Source organism: Streptomyces viridiviolaceus (genome assembly GCF_014650995.1).
GTDB lineage: Bacteria > Actinomycetota > Actinomycetes > Streptomycetales > Streptomycetaceae > Streptomyces > Streptomyces viridiviolaceus.
Genome location: NZ_BMWA01000001.1, coordinates 241,192 through 261,397, shown reverse-complemented (window position 1 = coordinate 261,397; position 20,206 = coordinate 241,192). Strand labels below are relative to the sequence as shown.

15 protein-coding genes are annotated in these 20,206 nt (G+C 72.6%); all 15 read left to right on the top strand.

What is annotated here, in order from left to right; genetic code table 11:
- The first annotated feature begins 128 nt into the window (after positions 1 to 128).
- The 15 genes from IE260_RS00970 (at position 129) to IE260_RS00900 (ending at position 20,180) form a co-directional block, all read left to right on the top strand.
- Positions 129 to 806: a GntR family transcriptional regulator gene (locus IE260_RS00970; protein WP_189868468.1), complete on the top strand. Its 678-nt coding sequence runs from the start codon at positions 129 to 131 to the stop codon at positions 804 to 806.
- Positions 807 to 1,244: 438 nt separating this feature from the next.
- The gene (locus tag IE260_RS00965) at positions 1,245 to 2,426 is read left to right on the top strand and encodes an ROK family transcriptional regulator (RefSeq protein ID WP_189868467.1); all 1,182 of its coding nucleotides are present in this window, start codon (positions 1,245 to 1,247) and stop codon (positions 2,424 to 2,426) included.
- A 137-nt stretch (positions 2,427 to 2,563) separates the two neighbouring features.
- Complete coding sequence (locus IE260_RS00960; RefSeq protein WP_189868466.1) at positions 2,564 to 4,081, top strand: sugar ABC transporter ATP-binding protein; 1,518 nt, start codon at positions 2,564 to 2,566, stop codon at positions 4,079 to 4,081.
- Positions 4,078 to 5,097 (top strand): ABC transporter permease, encoded by a 1,020-nt coding sequence (locus IE260_RS00955; RefSeq protein ID WP_189868465.1) that lies wholly within the window; start codon positions 4,078 to 4,080, stop codon positions 5,095 to 5,097. The genes IE260_RS00960 and IE260_RS00955 overlap by 4 nt, the downstream gene beginning before the upstream one ends.
- Before the next feature lie 17 nt (positions 5,098 to 5,114).
- Positions 5,115 to 6,158, top strand: coding sequence for a substrate-binding domain-containing protein (locus tag IE260_RS00950; protein ID WP_189868464.1), 1,044 nt, complete (start codon positions 5,115 to 5,117; stop codon positions 6,156 to 6,158).
- 82 nt (positions 6,159 to 6,240) lie between these two features.
- Positions 6,241 to 7,500, top strand: coding sequence for a Gfo/Idh/MocA family protein (locus IE260_RS00945; RefSeq protein ID WP_189868463.1), 1,260 nt, complete (start codon positions 6,241 to 6,243; stop codon positions 7,498 to 7,500).
- A gap of 16 nt (positions 7,501 to 7,516) precedes the next feature.
- Complete coding sequence (locus IE260_RS00940; protein WP_189868462.1) at positions 7,517 to 8,515, top strand: sugar phosphate isomerase/epimerase family protein; 999 nt, start codon at positions 7,517 to 7,519, stop codon at positions 8,513 to 8,515.
- A 264-nt stretch (positions 8,516 to 8,779) separates the two neighbouring features.
- Complete coding sequence (locus IE260_RS00935; protein WP_189868461.1) at positions 8,780 to 12,502, top strand: ThuA domain-containing protein; 3,723 nt, start codon at positions 8,780 to 8,782, stop codon at positions 12,500 to 12,502.
- A gap of 112 nt (positions 12,503 to 12,614) precedes the next feature.
- The gene (locus tag IE260_RS00930) at positions 12,615 to 13,790 is read left to right on the top strand and encodes an inositol-3-phosphate synthase (protein ID WP_189868460.1); all 1,176 of its coding nucleotides are present in this window, start codon (positions 12,615 to 12,617) and stop codon (positions 13,788 to 13,790) included.
- Positions 13,787 to 14,860, top strand: coding sequence for an SCO3242 family prenyltransferase (locus IE260_RS00925; RefSeq protein WP_189868459.1), 1,074 nt, complete (start codon positions 13,787 to 13,789; stop codon positions 14,858 to 14,860). Before IE260_RS00930 ends, IE260_RS00925 begins: the two co-directional genes overlap by 4 nt.
- Positions 14,861 to 15,105: 245 nt before the next feature.
- Positions 15,106 to 16,032 carry a sugar phosphate isomerase/epimerase family protein gene (locus IE260_RS00920; protein ID WP_189868692.1) on the top strand — a complete coding sequence of 309 codons (927 nt, stop codon included), beginning with the start codon at positions 15,106 to 15,108 and terminating at the stop codon, positions 16,030 to 16,032.
- A gap of 13 nt (positions 16,033 to 16,045) precedes the next feature.
- Positions 16,046 to 16,774 (top strand): EboA domain-containing protein, encoded by a 729-nt coding sequence (locus IE260_RS00915; protein WP_189868458.1) that lies wholly within the window; start codon positions 16,046 to 16,048, stop codon positions 16,772 to 16,774.
- Positions 16,774 to 17,622 carry a TatD family hydrolase gene (locus IE260_RS00910; RefSeq protein WP_189868457.1) on the top strand — a complete coding sequence of 283 codons (849 nt, stop codon included), beginning with the start codon at positions 16,774 to 16,776 and terminating at the stop codon, positions 17,620 to 17,622. The genes IE260_RS00915 and IE260_RS00910 overlap by 1 nt, the downstream gene beginning before the upstream one ends.
- A 3-nt stretch (positions 17,623 to 17,625) precedes the next feature.
- Entirely contained in the window at positions 17,626 to 18,795 is a 1,170-nt protein-coding gene (gene eboE / locus IE260_RS00905) for a metabolite traffic protein EboE (RefSeq protein WP_189868456.1), read from the top strand.
- On the top strand, positions 18,792 to 20,180 hold the full coding sequence (locus IE260_RS00900; protein WP_189868455.1) for an alkaline phosphatase family protein: 1,389 nt from the start codon (positions 18,792 to 18,794) through the stop codon (positions 20,178 to 20,180). The genes eboE and IE260_RS00900 overlap by 4 nt, the downstream gene beginning before the upstream one ends.
- The last annotated feature ends 26 nt before the right edge of the window (positions 20,181 to 20,206 follow it).

The window sequence follows — 20,206 nt, the reverse complement described above, 5'->3', positions numbered from 1 at the left end:
ATTGTGCGCCGTAGACTGTAGACGATAGACAACCGATACTGGTCGCCACGCGGTCATCGGCGTCCGTCCCGGGCGGCTCTTGCGCCCGCCGGCCGTGGCCGCGAGGCGTCGACCACGAGGGGGGACCGATGTTGTCCGCAGGACTGCCGCAGGGCGCGGTGCCCAAGCTCGAACGGCCCGGGCCCTTGCGGGACCGTGTCTACGAGGCGCTGCTCGAACTCATCACCACCCGCGCCCTCCAGCCGGGCCAGCACCTCGTCGAGAGCGAACTCGCCGGTCACCTCGGCGTGTCGCGACAGCCCGTACGGGAGGCCCTGCAACGCCTGAACACCGAGGGATGGGTCGACCTGCGCCCCGCCCAGGGCGCGTTCGTGCACGAGCCGACGGAGGAGGAGGCCGACCAGCTCCTGACGGTCCGCACGCTGCTGGAGGCCGAGGCCGCCCGGCTGGCCGCCGCGAACGCGGGCAGCGCGGGCGTGGCCGCCCTGGAGGAGCTGTGCGAGCAGGGCGAACGGGCCGTGGCCGCCGACGACGTGGATGGCGCGGTCGCCCTGAACGCCCGTTTCCACGCCAAGATCATGGAGCTGGCCAGCAACGCGGTCCTCGCCGAGCTGGCGGCGCAGGTCGACCGCCGGGTGCGCTGGTACTACACGCCGATCGCCCGGCAGCGCGGCCGGCAGTCCTGGATCGAGCACCGCCGGCTGATCGCCGCGATCAGCGACCGGGACGAGCAGCGCGCGACACGGCTCATGCGCGAGCACACGGAGCACACGCGGCAGTCGTACCACGCGCGGTCCAAGTCCTAGCGGACGCCCGCGAGGCCGCGGCGGACGCCCGGGAGGGCGGACCCCGCGGCGTCCTGTGCGGGCGTTGGGGGGTCCCCGGCCGGAGGCTGGGGGAGTGCCCGGCGGACGCCCGTGTACTGGTCGTGCCGGGGGCGCTCGCCCGGTGCTGCGGTGGGCGTCCGCCCGCGCGGCTGCCAGGCGCGACTGCGCGGAAACCTCCTGGAAACCGCAGGGCCTTCGAGGCCGCTCGGCGCACCCGCCGGGCGGCTTTCGCCGTCTCCGGGAGCGGGACACCGGACCTTCTTTGTCCTCTCAGTGGAAAAAGTCGGCAGGAATTCGTGCGAGACTTCTTCCCAGTCCCGGCGCCCACTGCTACGTTCCCTCCGAAAGCAAGCCAGGGAAGCGGCCGGAAACCGGCGCGCACAAGCCGATTGAGGCGGGGAGGGGTTCGTGAGACGGATGACGGCACGACCCGCTAACGCTCATCAGGCCCGGCTGCTCCAGCTGTTGCGTGACGGCGGCCCCAACTCCCGGGCCCAGCTGGGCGACCAGGTCGACCTGTCCCGGTCCAAACTGGCCGTGGAGGTCGACCGTCTGCTGGAGACCGGGCTGGTCGTGGCCGACGGACTCGCCGCATCCCGAGGCGGGCGCCGTTCCCACAACATCCGCCTCAACCCCGGCCTGCGCTTCCTCGGCGTCGACATCGGCGCCACGTCGATCGACGTCGCCGTCACCAACGCCGAGCTGGAGATCCTCGGGCACATCAACCAGCCCATGGACGTACGCGAGGGACCCGTCGCGGTCTTCGAGCAAGTGCTGTCCATGGCCGCGAAGCTCAGGGCCTCCGGGCTCGCGGAGGGCTTCGACGGCGCCGGCATCGGTGTCCCGGGGCCGGTCCGCTTCCCCGAGGGCGTGCCGGTGGCTCCGCCGATCATGCCGGGCTGGGACGGCTTCCCCGTGCGGGAGGCGCTCAGCCAGGAACTCGGCTGCCCGGTGATGGTCGACAACGACGTGAACCTGATGGCGCTGGGGGAACAGCACGCGGGTGTCGCCCGCACCGTGCACGACTTCCTCGTCGTCAAGATCGGTACCGGCATCGGGTGCGGCATCGTCGTCGGCGGTGACGTCTACCGCGGCACGACGGGCAGCGCGGGCGACATCGGGCACATCCAGGCCGTGCCCGACGGACGTCCGTGCGCCTGCGGCAACCGGGGTTGCCTGGAGGCCCACTTCAGCGGCGCGGCACTCGCCCGCGACGCCACGGAGGCCGCCCAGCAGGGCCGGTCGGCCGAACTCGCCGGCCGGCTGGAGGCGAACGGCGGTCTCAGCGCCGCCGACGTCGCCGCCGCGGCCGCCGCGGGCGACGCCACCGCACTCGAACTGATCCGGGAGGGCGGCCGGAGCACCGGCCAGGTCATCGCCGGCCTGGTCAGCTTCTTCAACCCGGGTCTCGTGGTGATCGGCGGTGGGGTGACCGGCCTCGGCCACAACCTGCTCGCCGCGATCCGCACCCAGGTCTACCGTCAGTCGCTGCCGCTCGCGACCGGCAACCTGCCCATCGTACTGGGGGAGCTGGGCCCCACCGCCGGAGTCATCGGCGCGGCCCGGCTGATCAGCGACCACCTGTTCTCACCCGCGTAACCGGCTCCGCCGTACCAGCACACCAGCACCAGTACGTGAACACCCGCACAGTCCCACTGCTCTGCCCTGCCTGAAAGCGCTTGCCCGCAAGCGGTCAGCCCTGACACCGGCCCGAACGCCCGCCGAGGGGACCACACATGGCACCAGAACCACCGCTGCTCAGCATGTCCGGCATCACCAAGTCGTTCCCCGGAGTCCGGGCCCTGGACGGCGTCGACCTCGAGGTCCAGGCAGGCGAGGTGCACTGCCTGCTCGGCCAGAACGGCGCCGGGAAGTCCACCCTGATCAAGGTGCTGGCCGGTGCCCACCAGCCCGACACCGGCACCATCCGCTGGCGCGGCGAGGACGTCACACTGCGCTCGCCCATCGCCGCCATGCGCCTCGGCATCGCCACCATCTACCAGGAACTCGACCTGGTGGAGCACCTGTCGGTCGCCGAGAACGTCCACCTCGGACACGAGCCGACGACGGCCGGGTTCGTCGTACGGGGGAGGGCGGCCAAGGCGTCGACGGCCCAGCTGCTCAGGCGACTCGGGCACTCGGAGATCGATCCCGGCCGGCTGGTCGGGGAGCTCTCGGCGGCACAGCAGCAGATCGTGTCCATGGCGCGGGCGCTCTCCCACGACGTACGGCTGATCGTGATGGACGAGCCGTCCGCCGCCCTGGACCCGGACGAGGTCGACAACCTCTTCCGCATCGTCGCCGACCTCACCGCGGACGGCGTCGCCGTCGTCTACATCTCGCACCGCCTGGAGGAGATCCGCCGCATCGGCGACCGGGTCACCGTCCTGAAGGACGGCCGGGCCGTCGCGGGTGGGCTGCCCGCGAAGGAGACGCCGACCCGCGAGGTGGTCGCGCTGATGACCGGACGCAACGTCGAGTACGTCTTCCCGGACCGGCCCGCCGCGGCACCGCAGGGCGAACCGGTCCTGAGCGTGCGCGGACTGTCCCGGCAGGGCGAGTTCGCCGCCCTGGACCTGGAGGTCCGCCCGGGGGAGATCGTCGGCCTCGCCGGACTCGTCGGCTCCGGCCGTTCGGAGATCCTGGAGACGGTCTACGGCGCCCGCAGGCCGACCTCCGGACAGGTCCTCGTGGACGGCCGGCCGCTGCGGCCGGGCAGCGTACGCGCCGCCGTCCGCGCCGGGCTCGGTCTCGCCCCCGAGGAGCGCAAGGCCCAGGCGCTGCTGATGCTGGAGTCCGTCACCCGCAACGTGTCGGTCTCCTCCATGTCCCGCTTCGCACGCGGCGGCTGGATCGACCGGGGCGCCGAGCTGGGGGCGGCCCGCGCGGCGACGCGCGAGCTGTCACTCAGGCCCGACAACCCGTCCGTGCCCGTGCGCACCCTGTCCGGCGGCAACCAGCAGAAGGCCGTCCTGGCCCGCTGGCTGCTGCGCGGCTGCCGCGTCCTGCTGCTCGACGAACCCACCCGGGGCGTCGACGTCGGCGCCCGCGCCGAGCTGTACGCGGTGATCCGCCGCCTCGCCGACGAGGGCCTCGCCGTCCTGCTGGTCTCCAGCGAAGTGCCCGAGGTGCTGGGCCTCGCCGACCGCGTCCTGGTGCTCCGCGAGGGCCGCGTCGTGCACGAGGCACCCGCCCGCGAACTCGACGAACACCGCGTACTCGACCTCGTGATGGAAGGAAGCCCGGCGTCATGACGCAGCACGTGTCCCCGCCCCGGGACGGCACCGGCAAGGCGGCACCGGTGGACGGGCCGCCCGCCTGGCGGGGCGTGATCGCCCGCGCCGACGTCCGCACCCTCTCCCTGCTCGGCGTGCTCGCCGCCCTGGTCCTGATCGGCGGCATCACCAAGCCCGACGAGTTCCTCGACACCCGCAACCTGCAACTCGTCCTCACCCAGGCGTCCGTCATCGGCGTCGTCACCGTCGGCATGACCTTCGTGATCATCTCCGGGGGCATCGACCTGTCCGTCGGCGCGATCGTCGCCCTGGCCTCGGTGTGGGCGACGACGGTGGCCACCCAGGAGTACGGCTTCTTCGGGATCCTGTTCACCGCGATCGTGGTCGGTGTCGGCTGCGGACTGGTCAACGGGGTGCTCATCGCCTACGGTGCGATGGTCCCGTTCATCGCCACCCTCGCCATGCTCGCCTCGGCCCGTGGCCTCGCCCTGCAGATCACCGACGGGCGAACCCAGATCGTCACGGTGGACGGCATCCTGGACCTCGGCGAGCGGGACTCCTACGTCCTCGGCATCCCGCCCCTGGTCCTGGTGTTCGCGGCCGTCACCGTCATCGGCTGGCTGGTGCTGAACCGCACCACCTTCGGACGCCGCACGGTCGCCGTCGGCGGCAACGCGGAGGCCGCCCGGCTGGCCGGCATCGACGTCCGCCGCCAGCGGCTCTACCTCTACCTGCTGTCCGGGCTGTGCTGCGGCATCGCCGCCTTCCTGCTGATCGTCCTGTCCGGATCCGGCCAGAACACCAACGGCAACCTGTACGAACTCGACGCCATCGCCGCCGCGATCATCGGCGGCACCCTGCTCAGCGGCGGGCGCGGCACCATCGTCGGCTCCGTGCTCGGCGTCCTGATCTTCACCACGATCACCAACATCTTCGCCCTGAACAACCTGCAGAGCGACGTCCAGCAGATCGCCAAGGGCGCGATCATCGTCGCCGCCGTGCTGGTCCAGCGACGTACCGCAAGCACGCATTGAGGAAAGGGTTCACCGTCATGACAGAGCTCACGAGCCGCAGAGGACTGCTCTTCGGAGCCGCCGCCGTGTCCGCCGGTGCCTTCCTCACCGGGTGCACGAGCAACGAGTCGTCCGACGACGACAAGCCGGCCGCGAACGACCAGCCGGCCGCCGACGACAAGCCCGGCAAGCAGGTCACCATCGGCTACGCCGGCCCGCTGGCCGACCACGGCTGGCTCAACGCCATCAACGACAACGCCAAGAAGCGCGCCGAGAAGTACTCGGACGTCACGCTGGAGGTCACCGAGGGCTCCAACGACACCGCCCAGCAGATCGGCCAAATCGAGACCCTCATCAACAAGAAGGTCGACGTCCTGGTGGTGCTGCCCGCCGACGGCAAGGCGCTCACCCAGGTCGGTCTGAAGGCCATGCGCGCCGGCATCCCGGTGGTCAACCTCGACCGGATCTTCAACACCCCGCAGGCATACCGCTGCTGGATCGGCGGCGACAACTACGGCATGGGCCTCAACGCCGGGCACTACATCGGCGAGAAGCTCAAGGACAAGGCCGACGCCCGCGTCATCGAGCTGGCCGGCCTGGACAACCTGGAGCTGACCAAGCAGCGCACCCAGGGCTTCGACGACGCCCTGAAGAACTACCCCAACATCAAGAAGGTGGCCCGCCAGGCCGCCGACTTCACCGTCGAGTCCGGCCAGGCCAAGATGGCCCAGCTGCTCCAGGCCCAGTCGAAGTTCGACGCCCTGTGGAACCACGACGACGACCAGGGCGTGGGCGCCCTGCGCGCCATCGAGCAGGCCGGGCGCGACGACTTCCTGATGGTCGGCGGCGCGGGCGCGCTCTCCGCCTTCCAGGCCATCAAGCAGGACAACGGCGTGCTGAAGGCGACCGTCCTGTACCCGCCGACCATGGCCGCCTCCGCGATCGACCTGGCCCGTGCCCTCGGCCAGAGCAAGGGGATCGGGGGCCTCGCGGAGTACGAGATCCCCTCGTCGATCACGCTCTACTCGGCCGTCGTCGACAAGGACAACGTCGACCAGTACATGTCCACCGGCTTCAAGTGAGGTCCTCCGCCCCGCGGGCCTGACCAGCCCGGCGGGGCGGGGCCCACCCCCACCGCGCCACGACGACGAGGAGGACATCCGCATGGGACAGCCGCAGCAGCCCGAGGGGGCCGAGGCGCAGGCATCAGCCACCGGGACCGGGACCGCGGCCACGGGGGCATCCGCGACCAGACCGCCGCTGCGCGTCGGCATGGTCGGCTACGCCTTCATGGGCGCCGCCCACTCCCAGGGCTGGCGCACCGCCGGCCGGGTCTTCGACCTGCCGCTGAACCCGCAGCTCACCGCGATCTGCGGCCGGGACGCCGACGCCGTCCGCGTGGCCGCCGACCGGCACGGCTGGGCGAGCACCGAGACCGACTGGCGTGCCCTGGTGGAACGCGACGACATCGACCTCGTCGACATCTGCACCCCCGGCGACAGCCACGCCGAGATCGCGCTCGCGGCGCTGGCCGCCGGGAAGCACGTGCTGTGCGAGAAGCCGCTGGCCAACACCGTCGCCGAGGCCGAGGCCATGGTGCGCGCCGCCGAAGAGGCCGGAGCCCGCGGGCAGCTGGCGATGGTCGGCTTCAACTACCGCCGGGTGCCCGCCACCGCGCTGGCCCGGCGGATGGTCGCCGAGGGCAGGATCGGCAGACTGCGGCACGTGCGGGTGACGTACCTCCAGGACTGGCTGGTCGACCCCGAGGCCCCCCTGACCTGGCGGCTGCGCAAGGAACTGGCCGGATCGGGCGCGCTCGGCGACCTCGGCGCGCACATCGTCGACCTGGCGCAGTACCTGACGGGGGAGCGGCTCGCGGGTGTCTCCGCCCTCACCGAGACCTTCGTGCGCAGGCGCCCGCTGCCCGGCGGGGCCGCGCTCGGCCTGTCAGCGGTGGCGGCGGAGGGCACCACCGGCGAGGTCACCGTGGACGACGCCGCCGTGTTCACGGGCCGTTTCCCCTCCGGCGCCCTGGCCTCCTTCGAGGCGACGCGCTACGCCACCGGCCGCAAGAACGCCCTGCGCATCGAACTCAACGGCGAGCGCGGCTCGCTCGCCTTCGACCTGGAGCGGCTCAACGAGCTGTCGTACCACGACGGCACGGAGCCCGGGGCGCACGCCGGGTTCCGCCGCATCCTCGTCACCGAACCCGACCACCCCTACCTGGACGCCTGGTGGCCGCCGGGCCACGGCCTCGGCTACGAGCACACCTTCGTGCACCAGGCCCGCGACCTGGTCCACGCCGTCGCCGAGGGCCGCCGGCCCGAACCCTCCTTCGCCGACGGGCTGCAGGTGCAGCGCGTGCTGGCCGCCGTGGAGGAGAGCGCCGAGAAGAACTCCGTATACACCCCGATCGCCCTCTGAGGAGGCTGGCAGCGACATGCCGCGGAACTTCACTCTCTTCACCGGCCAGTGGGCCGACCTGCCCCTGGAGGAGGTCTGCCGCCTCGCCCGCGACTTCGGCTACGACGGACTCGAACTCGCCTGCTGGGGCGACCACTTCGAAGTGGACAAGGCCCTCGCGGACCCCCGTTACGTGGACTCCCGCCACCAGCTGCTCGAGAAGTACGGCCTGAAGTGCTGGGCGATCTCCAACCACCTGGTCGGCCAGGCGGTCTGCGACGCCATCATCGACGAACGCCACCAGGCCATCCTGCCCGCCCGCATCTGGGGCGACGGCGACGCCGAGGGCGTACGGCAGCGCGCCGCCGCCGAACTGAAGGACACCGCCCGGGCCGCGGCACGCTTCGGCGTCGACACCGTCATCGGTTTCACGGGGTCCGCCATCTGGCACCTGGTCGCCATGTTCCCGCCCGCGCCCGAGTCGATGATCGAGCGCGGGTACCAGGACTTCGCGGACCGCTGGAACCCGATCCTGGACGTCTTCGACGCCGAGGGCGTGCGGTTCGCGCACGAGGTCCACCCCAGCGAGATCGCCTACGACTACTGGACGACGCAGCGCGCCCTGGAGGCGGTCGACCACCGGCCCGCCTTCGGCCTCAACTTCGACCCGAGCCACTTCGTCTGGCAGGGCCTGGATCCGGTGGGCTTCCTGTGGGACTTCCGGGACCGGATCTACCACGTCGACTGCAAGGAGGCCCGCAAGCGCCTCGACGGCCGCAACGGCCGCCTCGGCTCCCACCTGCCGTGGGGCGACCCCCGGCGCGGCTGGGACTTCGTCTCGGCCGGCCACGGCGACGTCCCCTGGGAGGACGTCTTCCGGATGCTGCGCTCCATCGACTACCAGGGCCCGGTCTCCGTCGAGTGGGAGGACGCCGGCATGGACCGGCTCCAGGGCGCCCCCGAGGCCCTGGCCCGCCTCAAGGCCTTCGACTTCGAACCGCCCACCGCGTCCTTCGACGCCGCGTTCAACAGCTGATCCGCGCGCCCGACGGCAGGTCGGGGACGGGGGCCGGAGCGTCCGCCGGTCCCCGGTCCGACCTGCCCGGACCCCGCTTTGTCCTGCGATGGGAAAAAGTTCGACCAGCCCTGGTTCAAGGGGTGTTGGCCCCGGACGAACCTCGCTACCGTCCCTGAAGTGTTCAGGACACACACGCCTCCGGGGTGACGGCGCACCCCGGCGCCCGCACCGCACGTCTCAGCACCCATCCCGTACGGCCCATCCCGTTCCCGGAGGGACTTCGTGCACAGAAGCAGACTCAGAAGCACCAGAACCACGAGGCGTCCCAGAGCTCGCACCACCCTCGCCCTGTTCACCGGCCTGATGCTGGCGGTGGGTGCGCCGGCGACCGTCGCCGGCGCCCACCCCGGCCACCCGGAGCACGACGAAGCGGCCGCCGCCGAGGGGCAGTTCCAGCAGGTACCGCTCGCCAAGGGCGAACCCGAGATGGGCGAGCCGATGTCGCTCGCCGTGCTCCCGGACCGCAGCGTCCTGCACACCTCACGCGACGGCACCCTCCGCCTCACCGACCAGGGCGGCGTCACCAAGGTCGCCGGCAAGCTCGACGTCTACAGCCATGACGAGGAGGGCCTGCAGGGCGTCGGCATCGACCCGGACTTCAAGAACAACCGGGCGATCTACCTCTACTACGCCCCGCCGCTCGACACCCCTGCGGGCGACGCGCCGGAGACCGGCACCGCCGAGGACTTCAAGAAGTTCGACGGCGTCAACCGCCTCTCCCGCTTCGTCCTCAACCCCAACGGCACGCTGGACATGGCCAGCGAGAAGAAGGTCCTGGACGTCGCGGCCTCCCGCGGTACCTGCTGCCACGTCGGCGGCGACATCGACTTCGACGCCGAGGGCAACCTCTACCTGTCCACCGGCGACGACACCAACCCCTTCGCCTCCGACGGCTACACGCCGATCGACGACCGGCCGAACCGCAACCCGGCCTTCGACGCCCGCCGCAGCTCCGGCAACACCAACGACCTGCGCGGCAAGATCCTTCGCATCAAGGTCGCCGAGGACGGCTCGTACACCATCCCCGAGGGCAACCTCTTCGCCCCGGGCACCGAGAAGACCCGCCCCGAGATCTACGCGATGGGCTTCCGCAACCCGTTCCGGATGAGCGTCGACGACAAGACCGGCACCGTCTACGTCGGTGACTACGGCCCCGACGCCGGCGCCGCCGACCCGAAGCGGGGCCCGGCGGGACAGGTCGAGTTCGCCAAGGTCACCAAGGCGGCCAACTTCGGATGGCCGTTCTGCACCGGCGACAACGACCCGTACGTCGACTACGACTTCGCCACCAAGACCTCCGGCGAGACGTTCGACTGCGCGGCCCCGAAGAACACCTCGCCCCACAACACGGGCCTCGTCGACCTGCCGCCCGCGCAGGCCGCCTGGATCCCGTACGACGGCGGCAGCGTGCCCGAGTTCGGCAGCGGCTCCGAGTCCCCGATGGCCGGCCCGGTCTACCGCTACGACCCCGAGCTCGACTCCGGCGTGAAGTTCCCCGAGGCGTACGACGGCGACTTCTTCGCGGGTGAGTTCGGCCGCCGCTGGATCAAGCGGATCGAGCAGAACGCCGACGGATCCGTCGCGAAGATCAACGACTTCCCGTGGACCGGCACCCAGATCATGGACATGGAGTTCGGCCCCGACGGCGCGCTCTACGTCCTCGACTACGGCGTGTCCTGGTTCCAGGGCGACGAGAACTCCGCGCTGTACCGGATCGAGAACGCCGAGGACGGCTTCTCGCCGATCGCCGAGGTGAGCGCCGACAAGACGTCCGGCGCGGCGGGCCTGAACGTCGCCTTCACCGCCTCCGCCAAGGACGCCGACTCCCCGGACCTCACCTACAGCTGGGACTTCGGCGACGGCACCAAGGGCGAGGGCCTCAACCCCACCCACAGGTACAAGAAGGTCGGCACCTACACCGCGACCTTCACCGCGAAGGACCCCGAGGGCAACACCGGCAACGCCAGCGTCCGGATCGTGGTCGGCAACACCGAGCCCAAGGTGAAGATCGAGATCCCGGGCAACGGCAGCCTGGCCGCCTTCGGCGAGCCCGTTCCGTTCAAGGTGACCGTCACCGACCCCGAGGAGACCGTCGACTGCTCCAAGGTCAAGGTCGCCTACAGCCTCGGCCACGACTCCCACGCCCACGAGCTGACCAGCGAGACGGGCTGCGAGGGCACCCTGAAGCCGCCCGCCGGTGACGGCGGCCACGACCCCAACGCCAACATCTACGGCGTCGTCGGCGCCGGCTACACCGACGGCGGGGCGAACGGCCAGGAGGCCCTGACCGGTACCGCCCGCACCGTGCTGCAGCCGCTGCACCGCCAGGCCGAGCACTTCACCACCCAGTCGGGTGTCAAGACGTACGACAAGGCCGCCGCCAACGGCGGCAAGACCGTCGGCGACATCAACGACGGCGACTGGATCTCCTTCAGCCCCTACCGCTTCGACGGACAGAAGAAGATGACCGTGCGGGCCTCCTCCGGCGGCGCGGGCGGCTTCATCGAGCTGCGCACCGGCTCGCCCGACGGTCCGCTGCACGGCTCCGCCTACATCCCGCCGACCGGCAGCTGGGAGACCTTCCAGAACGTCGACGTGCCGCTGCGGTCGCTGCCGGGGCGCACCACGGAGATCTACCTGGTCTTCAGGGGCGGCGACGGCGCGCTGTACGACGTGGACGACTTCGAGTTCTCCAAGGAGCCGTTCAAGGGCGGCAAGAAGGTCCTGGTCTTCTCCAAGACCGCCGGCTTCCGCCACGACTCCATCCCGGCGGGCGTCGCCGCCCTGAAGGAGCTGGGCGCACCGGCCGGCATCACGGTCGACGCGACCGAGGAGGCCAAGCAGTTCACCACGACCAACCTCGCCAAGTACGACGCGGTCGCCTTCCTGTCCACCACCGGTGACGTCCTGAACGCCGACCAGCAGAAGGCGTTCGAGGACTACGTCGCGAACGGCGGCGGCTACATGGGCATCCACGCCGCCGCCGACACCGAGTACGAGTGGGAGTTCTACGGCGGCCTCGTCGGCGCCTACTTCGCCGGGCACCCGGCCATCCAGAAGGCCACCGTGCGCGTCGAGGACCACGACCACCCGTCCACCGCGCACCTGGACGACGCCTGGGAGCGCACCGACGAGTGGTACAACTACCGCACCAACCCGCGTGAGCAGGCCAAGGTCCTCGCCACCCTCGACGAGACGACCTACCAGGGCGGCACCATGAAGGGCGACCACCCGATCGCCTGGTGCCAGAGCTACGGCGGCGGCCGCTCCTGGTACACCGGGATGGGGCACACCAAGGAGTCCTACGCCGACGCGGCCTTCCGCGCCCACCTGCTCGGCGGTATGCAGTACGCCACCGGCCAGGTCAAGGCCGACTGCAAGCCGAACAAGGGCTACCGGGACATCTTCAACGGCCAGACCCTGGACGGCTGGAAGCAGGCCGGCCCCGGCAGGTTCAACGTCAAGGACGGCACCCTGGAGTCCGAGGGCGGCATGGGCCTGCTCTGGTACCAGGCCAAGGAGCTGAAGTCGTACTCCCTCAAGCTCGACTGGAAGATGCAGGGCGACGACAACTCCGGGATCTTCGTGGGCTTCCCCGCCTCCGACGACCCCTGGTCCGCGGTGAACAAGGGCTACGAGATCCAGATCGACGCCACGGACGCGCCCGACCGCACCACGGGCTCCGTCTACTCGTTCAAGTCCGCGAACATCAAGGCCCGTGACCAGGTCCTGCGGCCGCCCGGCCAGTGGAACTCCTACGAGATCAAGGTCCAGGGCGAACGCCTCCAGGTGTTCCTCAACGGAGTCAAGATCAACGACTTCACCAACAAGGACCCCCAGCGGAGCCTGACCGACGGCTACATCGGCCTCCAGAACCACGGCGCCGAAGACCAGGTCTCCTTCCGCAACATCCAGCTCAAGGAACTGCCCACCACGGGCGACTAGAACGACGGCGGGCGGAGGACGCCGGACCTCCGCCCGCCGTCCCACCGGGCCCCCGCCCGGCATCCCGCTTCCGGCGCTCGCACCCGGTTCGCGTACGACAAGGAGGCTGCCCATGTCCGCCGAACCGTCCCTCCCCACCCCCTCCTCGGCCCCGCGCCTCGGCGTCTGGCTCATCGGGGCGCGCGGATCCGTGGCCACGACCGCCATCGCGGGCTGCGCCGCCGTCGCCGCCGGGCTCCATCCGCCGGCCGGCATGGTCACCGAGACCCCCGGCTTCACCTCGTGCGGTCTGCCGGCGCTGTCGTCCCTCGTCTTCGGCGGCCACGACACCGTCGACTGCCCGCTGCCCAAACGCGCCGAACACCTCGCCGCCGGCGGCGTCCTGCCGCACGGCCTGCCGTCCGCCGTGCACGCCGAACTCGCCGCCGCGGACCGGGAGATCAGGCCCGGCGGCCCGCTGCCCGGCGACACGGACGGCGGCTCCGGCCGCACCCAGGACGAATGGATCGACGTGTTCGCGGCCGACATCCGCGACTTCGTGCGCCGCCAGGGCCTTTCGGGCGCCGTCGTGGTGAACGTCGCCTCCACCGAGCCCGCGCCCACCGACGGCACGCTGCCGCCCAGCTCCCTCTACGCGGCGGCCGCCCTGCGCGCCGGCTGCCCCTACGTCAACTTCACCCCCTCCACGGGCCTGCACCACCCGGCGCTGGCACCGCTCGCCGAGTCCTCGGGCCTGCCGTACGCGGGACGCGACGGCAAGACCGGGCAGACCCTGCTGCGCTCCGTGCTCGGCCCGATGTTCGCGCAGCGCGCCCTCGCCGTGCGCGCCTGGTCCGGCACCAACCTCCTGGGCGGCGGCGACGGTGCCGCCCTCGCCGACCCCGCGGCCGCCGCCGCCAAGAACGCCGGCAAGGAACGCGTCCTCGCCGACACCCTCGGCGCCGCACCCCAGGGCGAGGTCCACATCGACGACGTGCCCGCGCTCGGCGACTGGAAGACGGCCTGGGACCACATCGCCTTCGACGGCTTCCTCGGCTCCCGCATGATCCTGCAGACCATCTGGCAGGGCTGCGACTCGGCGCTCGCCGCCCCGCTCGTCCTCGACCTGGCCCGTCTGGTCGCCCGCGCCCACGAGAAGGGTCTGTCCGGCCCGCTGCGCGAACTGGGCTTCTACTTCAAGGACCCGGTCGGGGACGGCCCGGCGTCACTCGCCGAGCAGTACGCGGAGCTGAGGCGCTTCGCCGAGCGGCTGCGGGACGGCGAAGGCGAACGCGAGGAGCAGCGATGAGCCGCACGGCCGCCACGGCACGGGACACGCCCGCACCGGCCGGGCCCGCCGCGGCACGCCGGGCCCCCAGCGGCGCCGCCTCGCCCGGCGGCGCCGCGCCCCGCACGGCCCACCCGCCCCGTGTCGGCCGCGCGGGTGCCTGGGCCGAACTGCTGCGCCTGCCCGCGCTGTTCACCGTCCCAGGCGACGCCCTGGCCGGCGCGGCGGCGGCCGGCGCACGCCCCGGTCCCCGCACTCTGCTCGCCATCGGATCCTCTCTGTGCCTGTACGAGGCCGGCATGGCCCTGAACGACTGGGCGGACCGCGCCGAGGACGCCGTCGAGCGCCCGCACCGCCCGCTCCCGTCCGGCCGCATCCGTCCGGCCGCCGCCCTCACCGCCGCCTGTGGCCTCACCGGCGCCGGTCTGGTGCTCGCCGCCCGCGCCGGCCGACCCGCCCTCGCGGTGGCCGCGCCGCTGGCGGCGACCGTCTGGGCCTACGACCTGGCGCTGAAGCACACGCCAGCCGGTCCCACGGCCATGGCCGCCGCCCGCGCGCTGGACCTGCTCCTGGGTGCGGCCGCCACCGGCGGCGCCACCCGGGCCGCACTGCCCTCCGCCGCGCTGCTCGGCAGCCACACCCTCGCGGTCACGGCCGTCTCCCGCCGGGAGACCACCGGCGGCTCGGCCCTGGCCCCGCTGGCGGCCCTCGCGACGACGGCGACGCTGACCCGGCTGGTCACCGACCGCCGCACCCGACTCCCGGCAGGCCGGCGGGCAGCAGCCGCCCCCGGCCTGTCGGGCTCCAGCCCCGCCGCGCGCCCGGCCCGCGCCCCCGGCGCCCTCGCGGCCGCCCTGGGCGCCGCCTACGCCGCCACGGCCGCCCGCCCCTACTTCCACGCCGCGCTCAACCCCTCGCCCCCGCTCACCCAGCGCGCCGTCGGCGGCGGCATCCGCGCCACGATCCCGCTCCAGGCCGCGCTCGCCGCCCGCTCCGGCGCGACCGCCACGTCCCTCCTGGTCGCCGCCCTGGCCCCCGCCGGCCGGATGTTCGCGAGGAGGGCCGGCATGAGGAAGGTGAGCATCACGTGAGCCGCAACCCGCACCAGAGCACGAGCCGGGACGCGACCGGCGCGAGCCGTGTCGCGACCCGGGACACGACCGCCGCCCCGAGCCGAGGCCCGAGCACGGAACCGACCCCGGACGTGAGCAGGCACCCGAGCGGCTCCCCGGCCCGGGAGGCGAGCCGGGAGGTGGGTGGTGGCCCGGCCAGGGTCGTGGACGCGGGCCCGGCCCGGGGCGCGAGCCGGGAGGTGGGTGGTGGCCCGGCCAGGGTCGTGGACGCGGGCCCGGCCCGGGACGCGGGCCGGTACGCCGACACCCCCCTCCGCTTCGGCTACGGCACCAACGGCCTCGCCGACCTCCGCCTCGACGACGCCCTCGCCCTTCTCGCCGACCTCGGCTACGACGGCGTCGGCCTGACCCTCGACCACATGCACCTCGACCCGCTCGCCGACGACCTGGCCGCCCGCACCCGCAGGGTCGCGCACCGGCTGGACGCGCTCGGTCTGGGCGTCACGGTGGAGACCGGCGCCCGCTACGTGCTCGACCCGCGCCGCAAACACGGTCCCTCCCTCCTCGACCCGGACCCCGGCGACCGGGCGCGCCGCGCCGACCTGCTGCTGAGGGCCGTCCGCGTCGCGGCCGACCTGGGCGCCCACGCCGTCCACTGCTTCAGCGGCGTCACCCCGCCGGGGACGGACGAGGAAACGGCCTGGAAGCGCCTGGCGGAAGCCCTCGCCCCGGTCCTGGACGCCGCCGGCGACGCCGGCGTGCCGCTCGCGGTGGAGCCCGAACCCGGGCACCTCCTGGCCACCCTCGACGACTTCCACCGGCTGCGGCGCACCCTCGGCGACTCCGACGCCCTCGGCCTCACCCTCGACATCGGCCACTGCCAGTGCCTGGAACCCCTCCCTCCCGCCGACTGCGTGCGCGCCGCCGGCCCCTGGCTGCGGCACGTCCAGATCGAGGACATGCGGCGCGGCGTCCACGAACACCTCCCCTTCGGCGACGGCGAGATCGACTTCCCGCCCGTCCTCGCGGCCCTGGCCGACACCGGATACCAGGGCCTGACCGTGGTGGAACTGCCCCGCCACTCCCACGCGGGCCCGCACTTCGCCGAACGCTCCCTCCCGTTCCTCCGCCGGGCGGCGGCAGCGTCCGCCCCCTCGAACCGCTCGGGTGAGCCCTCCGCCACCCACTGAAGGGAGCCACACCATGACGCAGCCACACGCCGGCCACGTCACCCACGACGCGGCAGGTGCCGCCGCCGGACAGGACAGCACGGGCACCACCCCGGCCCACATCCCGCCGGCCGATCTGCGCTCCGCCCTCTCCGCGCACCTCGGCGGGGCCGCCCGCGCCTGGCTCGACCAGGCCCTGGACGAGGCGGCGGCCCATCCCGGCGCCCACGGCCCCATCTCGGTGTGGGAGCTGCGCCTCGCCGAGGCCGGCCGCCGCTGCGGCCCCGCCCACGCCGACGCCGCCCGCGTCCTCATCCTGCACGCGGCCCGCGCCGACGCCGGCGCCCTGACCCGGGTCTACTTCCAGGGCACCGCCGACGAACGCCGCGCCGTCCTGCACGCGCTGCCCCACCTCGTGCCCGGCCCCGACGCCCTCCCGCTGGTCGAGGACGCCCTGCGCACCAACGACACCCGCCTGGTCGCCGCCGCCCTCGGCCCGTACGCCGCCCGCCACCTCGACGCCCACCAGTGGCGGCACGCCGTACTGAAGTGCCTGTTCACCGGCGTCCGCGTCGACGACGTGGCGGACCTGGACCGACGGGCCCACGCGGACGGCGAACTCGCCCGGATGCTCGCCGACTACGCCGCCGAACGCACCGCCGCGGGCCGCCCCGTCCCCGAAGACCTCCACCGCGTCCTGGCCCTGACCGAACCCGGGCCCTCGTCGCCCGGCACGGTCCACCCCCACGGCAAGGAGTCCTGATGCGCATCTTCGACCCCCATATCCACATGACGTCCCGGACCACCGACGACTACGAGGCCATGCACGCCGCAGGCGTCCGCGCCGTCGTCGAACCCTCCTTCTGGCTCGGACAGCCCCGCACCTCCCCGGCCTCCTTCCGCGACTACTTCGACTCCCTGCTCGGCTGGGAACCCTTCCGCGCCGCCCAGTACGGCATCGCCCACCACTGCACGATCGCCCTCAACCCCAAAGAGGCCAACGACCCCCGCTGCGCCGCCGTCCTGGACGAGCTGCCCCGGTACCTCGTCAAGGACCGCGTCGTGGCCGTCGGCGAGATCGGCTACGACTCGATGACCCCCGCCGAGGACACCGCCCTGGCCGCTCAGCTCCAGCTCGCCGCCGACCACGCGCTGCCCGCCCTCGTGCACACCCCGCACCGCGACAAACTCGCCGGCCTGCGCCGCACCCTGGACGCCGTCAAGGAGTCCCCGCTGCCCATGGACCACGTCCTGGTCGACCACCTCAACGAGACCACCGTCAAGGAGGCCAAGGACAGCGGCGCCTGGCTGGGCTTCTCCGTCTATCCGGACACCAAGATGGACGAGGCCCGCATGGTCGCGATCCTGCGGGAGTACGGCCCGGAACAGGTGCTGGTGAACTCCGCCGCCGACTGGGGCAGGAGCGACCCGCTCAAGACCCGCAAGGTCGGCGACCTCATGCTCGCCGAGGGGTTCACCGAGGACGACGTGGACCGGGTCCTGTGGCGCAACCCGGTCGCCTTCTACGGTCTCAGCGGGCGCCTGGACCTCGACGTGACCTCGCCGGACGTCACACACGAGGGCAACTCCATCCTGCGCGGCGGGGAGTGAGCGATGCGTTTCCGGCACCCCGACGGCTCCACCGTCCACCTCGCCTACTGCACCAACGTCCACCCCGCCGAGACCCTCGACGGCGTCCTCGCCCAGCTCCGCGACCACTGCGAGCCCGTCCGCCGCCGGCTCGGCCGCGACCGCCTCGGCATCGGCCTGTGGCTCGCCCACGACGCCGCCCACGCCCTGGTCACCGACCCCTCCGCACTGCGCGGCCTGCGCACCGAACTCGACCGGCGCGGTCTGGAGGTCGTCACCCTCAACGGCTTCCCGTACGAGGGCTTCGGTGCCGAGGAGGTCAAGTACCGCGTCTACAAGCCGGACTGGGCCGACCCCGAGCGACTGGAGCACACCACCGCGCTGGCCCGGGTCCTCGCCGGACTCCTGCCCGAAGACGTCACCGACGGCAGCATCTCCACGCTGCCGCTGGCCTGGCGCACCGCCTACGACGACGCGCGCGCCGACAAGGCCCGCACCGCCCTGGTCACCCTCGCCGAACGCCTGGACGCCCTGCAGGAACTGACCGGCCGCTCCATCCGCGTCGGACTGGAGCCCGAACCGGGCTGCGTCGTCGAGACGACACACGACGCCATCGCCCCGCTGACCGCGATCGGCCACGACCGCATCGGGATCTGCGTCGACACCTGCCACCTCGCCACCTCCTTCGAAGACCCGCACACCGCCCTGGACGCCCTCACCGAGGCCCGCGTCCCCGTCGTCAAGTCCCAGCTCTCCGCCGCCCTGCACGCCGAACACCCCCGTCTCCCCGAAGTCCGCGCATCCCTCGCCGCCTTCGCCGAGCCACGCTTCCTGCACCAGACCCGCGCCGCGACCGCCACCGGCCTCCACGGCACCGACGACCTCGACGAGGCCCTGGTGGGCGACGCCCTGCCCGACACGACGCCCTGGCGCGCCCACTTCCACGTCCCGCTGCACGCGGCCCCCGCCGCGCCCCTCACCTCCACGCTCCCCGTCCTGAAGGCCGCACTCACCCGGCTCGTCGGCGGCCCGCACCCGCTCACCCGCCACCTGGAGGTCGAGACCTACACCTGGCAGGCCCTACCACCCGAGCTGCGGCCCCGCGCCCGCGCCCAGCTCACCGACGGCATCGCCGCCGAGCTCGCCCTCGCCCGCGACCTGCTGACCGACCTCGGCCTGAAGGAACTGCCATGACCCCACCCGACGGACCGACCCCCCTGCTCGTCCTCGACGTCGTCGGCCTCACCCCCCGTCTCCTCGACCACATGCCCCACCTCAAGGCGCTCGGCCAGTCCGGCTCCCGCGCGCCGCTGGGCACCGTCCTGCCCGCCGTCACCTGCGCCGCCCAGTCGACCTTCCTCACCGGCACGATGCCCTCCGAGCACGGCGTCGTCGGCAACGGTTGGTACTTCCGTGAACTCGGCGACGTCCTGCTGTGGCGCCAGCACAACGGACTCGTCGCCGGCGACAAGCTGTGGGACGCCGCCCGCCGCGCCCACCCCGGCTACACCGTCGCCAACATCTGCTGGTGGTACGCCATGGGCGCCGACACCGACATCACCGTCACCCCCCGTCCCGTCTACTACGCCGACGGCCGCAAGGAACCCGACTGCTACACCCGGCCCCCGGCCCTGCACGACGAACTCACCGAGAAGCTCGGCACGTTCCCGCTCTTCCACTTCTGGGGACCCGGCGCGGACCTGGTCTCCAGCCAATGGATCATCGGCGCCACCCGGCACATCATGCGCACCCGGCACCCCGACCTGACCCTGTGCTACCTCCCTCACCTCGACTACGACCTGCAGCGCTTCGGCCCCGACGACCCGCGCTCCCTGCAGGCCGCGGCCGACCTGGACGCGGCGCTGGCCCCGCTCCTCGACGACGCCCGCGCCGAAGGCCGCACCGTCGTCGCGCTGTCCGAGTACGGCATCACCCGCGTGAACCGGCCCGTGGACATCAACCGCGCCCTGCGCCGCGCCGGACTGCTGGAGGTGCACACCCAGGACGGCATGGAATACCTCGACCCGATGGCCTCCCGCGCCTTCGCGGTCGCCGACCACCAGATCGCCCACGTGTACGTCCGCCGGCCCGAGGACCTCGATGCGGCCAGGGCCGCCCTCGACGGCCTGCCCGGCATCGGGCAACTCCTCGACGACGAGGGCAAGAAGGCCCACCACCTCGACCATCCGCGCGCCGGTGAACTCGTCGCCGTCGCGGAGCCGGACGCCTGGTTCACGTACTACTACTGGCTCGACGACGACCGCGCGCCCGACTTCGCGCAGCTCGTCGAGATCCACCGCAAACCCGGCTACGACCCGGTCGAGCTCTTCATGGACCCGCTCGACCCCTACGTCAAGGTCAAGGCGGCCACCGCCCTGGCCCGCAAGAAGCTCGGCATGCGCTACCGCATGGCGGTCGTGCCCCTCGACGCCTCACCTATTCGCGGCAGCCACGGCCGCCTCCCCGCGAGCGACGACGACGGTCCGCTCCTCATCTGCTCCACCCCCCGCGCTGTCGGCGACCGCGTAGCGGCCACCGACGTCAAGCAACTCCTGCTCCGGCTCGCCGGACTCGGCTGACGCACCAGCAGGTACGGCACCCGAGA

Coding starts and splice junctions, on each gene's coding strand:
- IE260_RS00970 (WP_189868468.1), top strand. CDS start 129: ATGTTGTCCGCAGGACTGCCGCAGGGCGCGGTGCCCAAGCTCGAACGG.
- IE260_RS00965 (WP_189868467.1), top strand. CDS start 1,245: ATGACGGCACGACCCGCTAACGCTCATCAGGCCCGGCTGCTCCAGCTG.
- IE260_RS00960 (WP_189868466.1), top strand. CDS start 2,564: ATGGCACCAGAACCACCGCTGCTCAGCATGTCCGGCATCACCAAGTCG.
- IE260_RS00955 (WP_189868465.1), top strand. CDS start 4,078: ATGACGCAGCACGTGTCCCCGCCCCGGGACGGCACCGGCAAGGCGGCA.
- IE260_RS00950 (WP_189868464.1), top strand. CDS start 5,115: ATGACAGAGCTCACGAGCCGCAGAGGACTGCTCTTCGGAGCCGCCGCC.
- IE260_RS00945 (WP_189868463.1), top strand. CDS start 6,241: ATGGGACAGCCGCAGCAGCCCGAGGGGGCCGAGGCGCAGGCATCAGCC.
- IE260_RS00940 (WP_189868462.1), top strand. CDS start 7,517: ATGCCGCGGAACTTCACTCTCTTCACCGGCCAGTGGGCCGACCTGCCC.
- IE260_RS00930 (WP_189868460.1), top strand. CDS start 12,615: ATGTCCGCCGAACCGTCCCTCCCCACCCCCTCCTCGGCCCCGCGCCTC.
- IE260_RS00925 (WP_189868459.1), top strand. CDS start 13,787: ATGAGCCGCACGGCCGCCACGGCACGGGACACGCCCGCACCGGCCGGG.
- IE260_RS00915 (WP_189868458.1), top strand. CDS start 16,046: ATGACGCAGCCACACGCCGGCCACGTCACCCACGACGCGGCAGGTGCC.
- IE260_RS00910 (WP_189868457.1), top strand. CDS start 16,774: ATGCGCATCTTCGACCCCCATATCCACATGACGTCCCGGACCACCGAC.
- eboE (WP_189868456.1), top strand. CDS start 17,626: ATGCGTTTCCGGCACCCCGACGGCTCCACCGTCCACCTCGCCTACTGC.
- IE260_RS00900 (WP_189868455.1), top strand. CDS start 18,792: ATGACCCCACCCGACGGACCGACCCCCCTGCTCGTCCTCGACGTCGTC.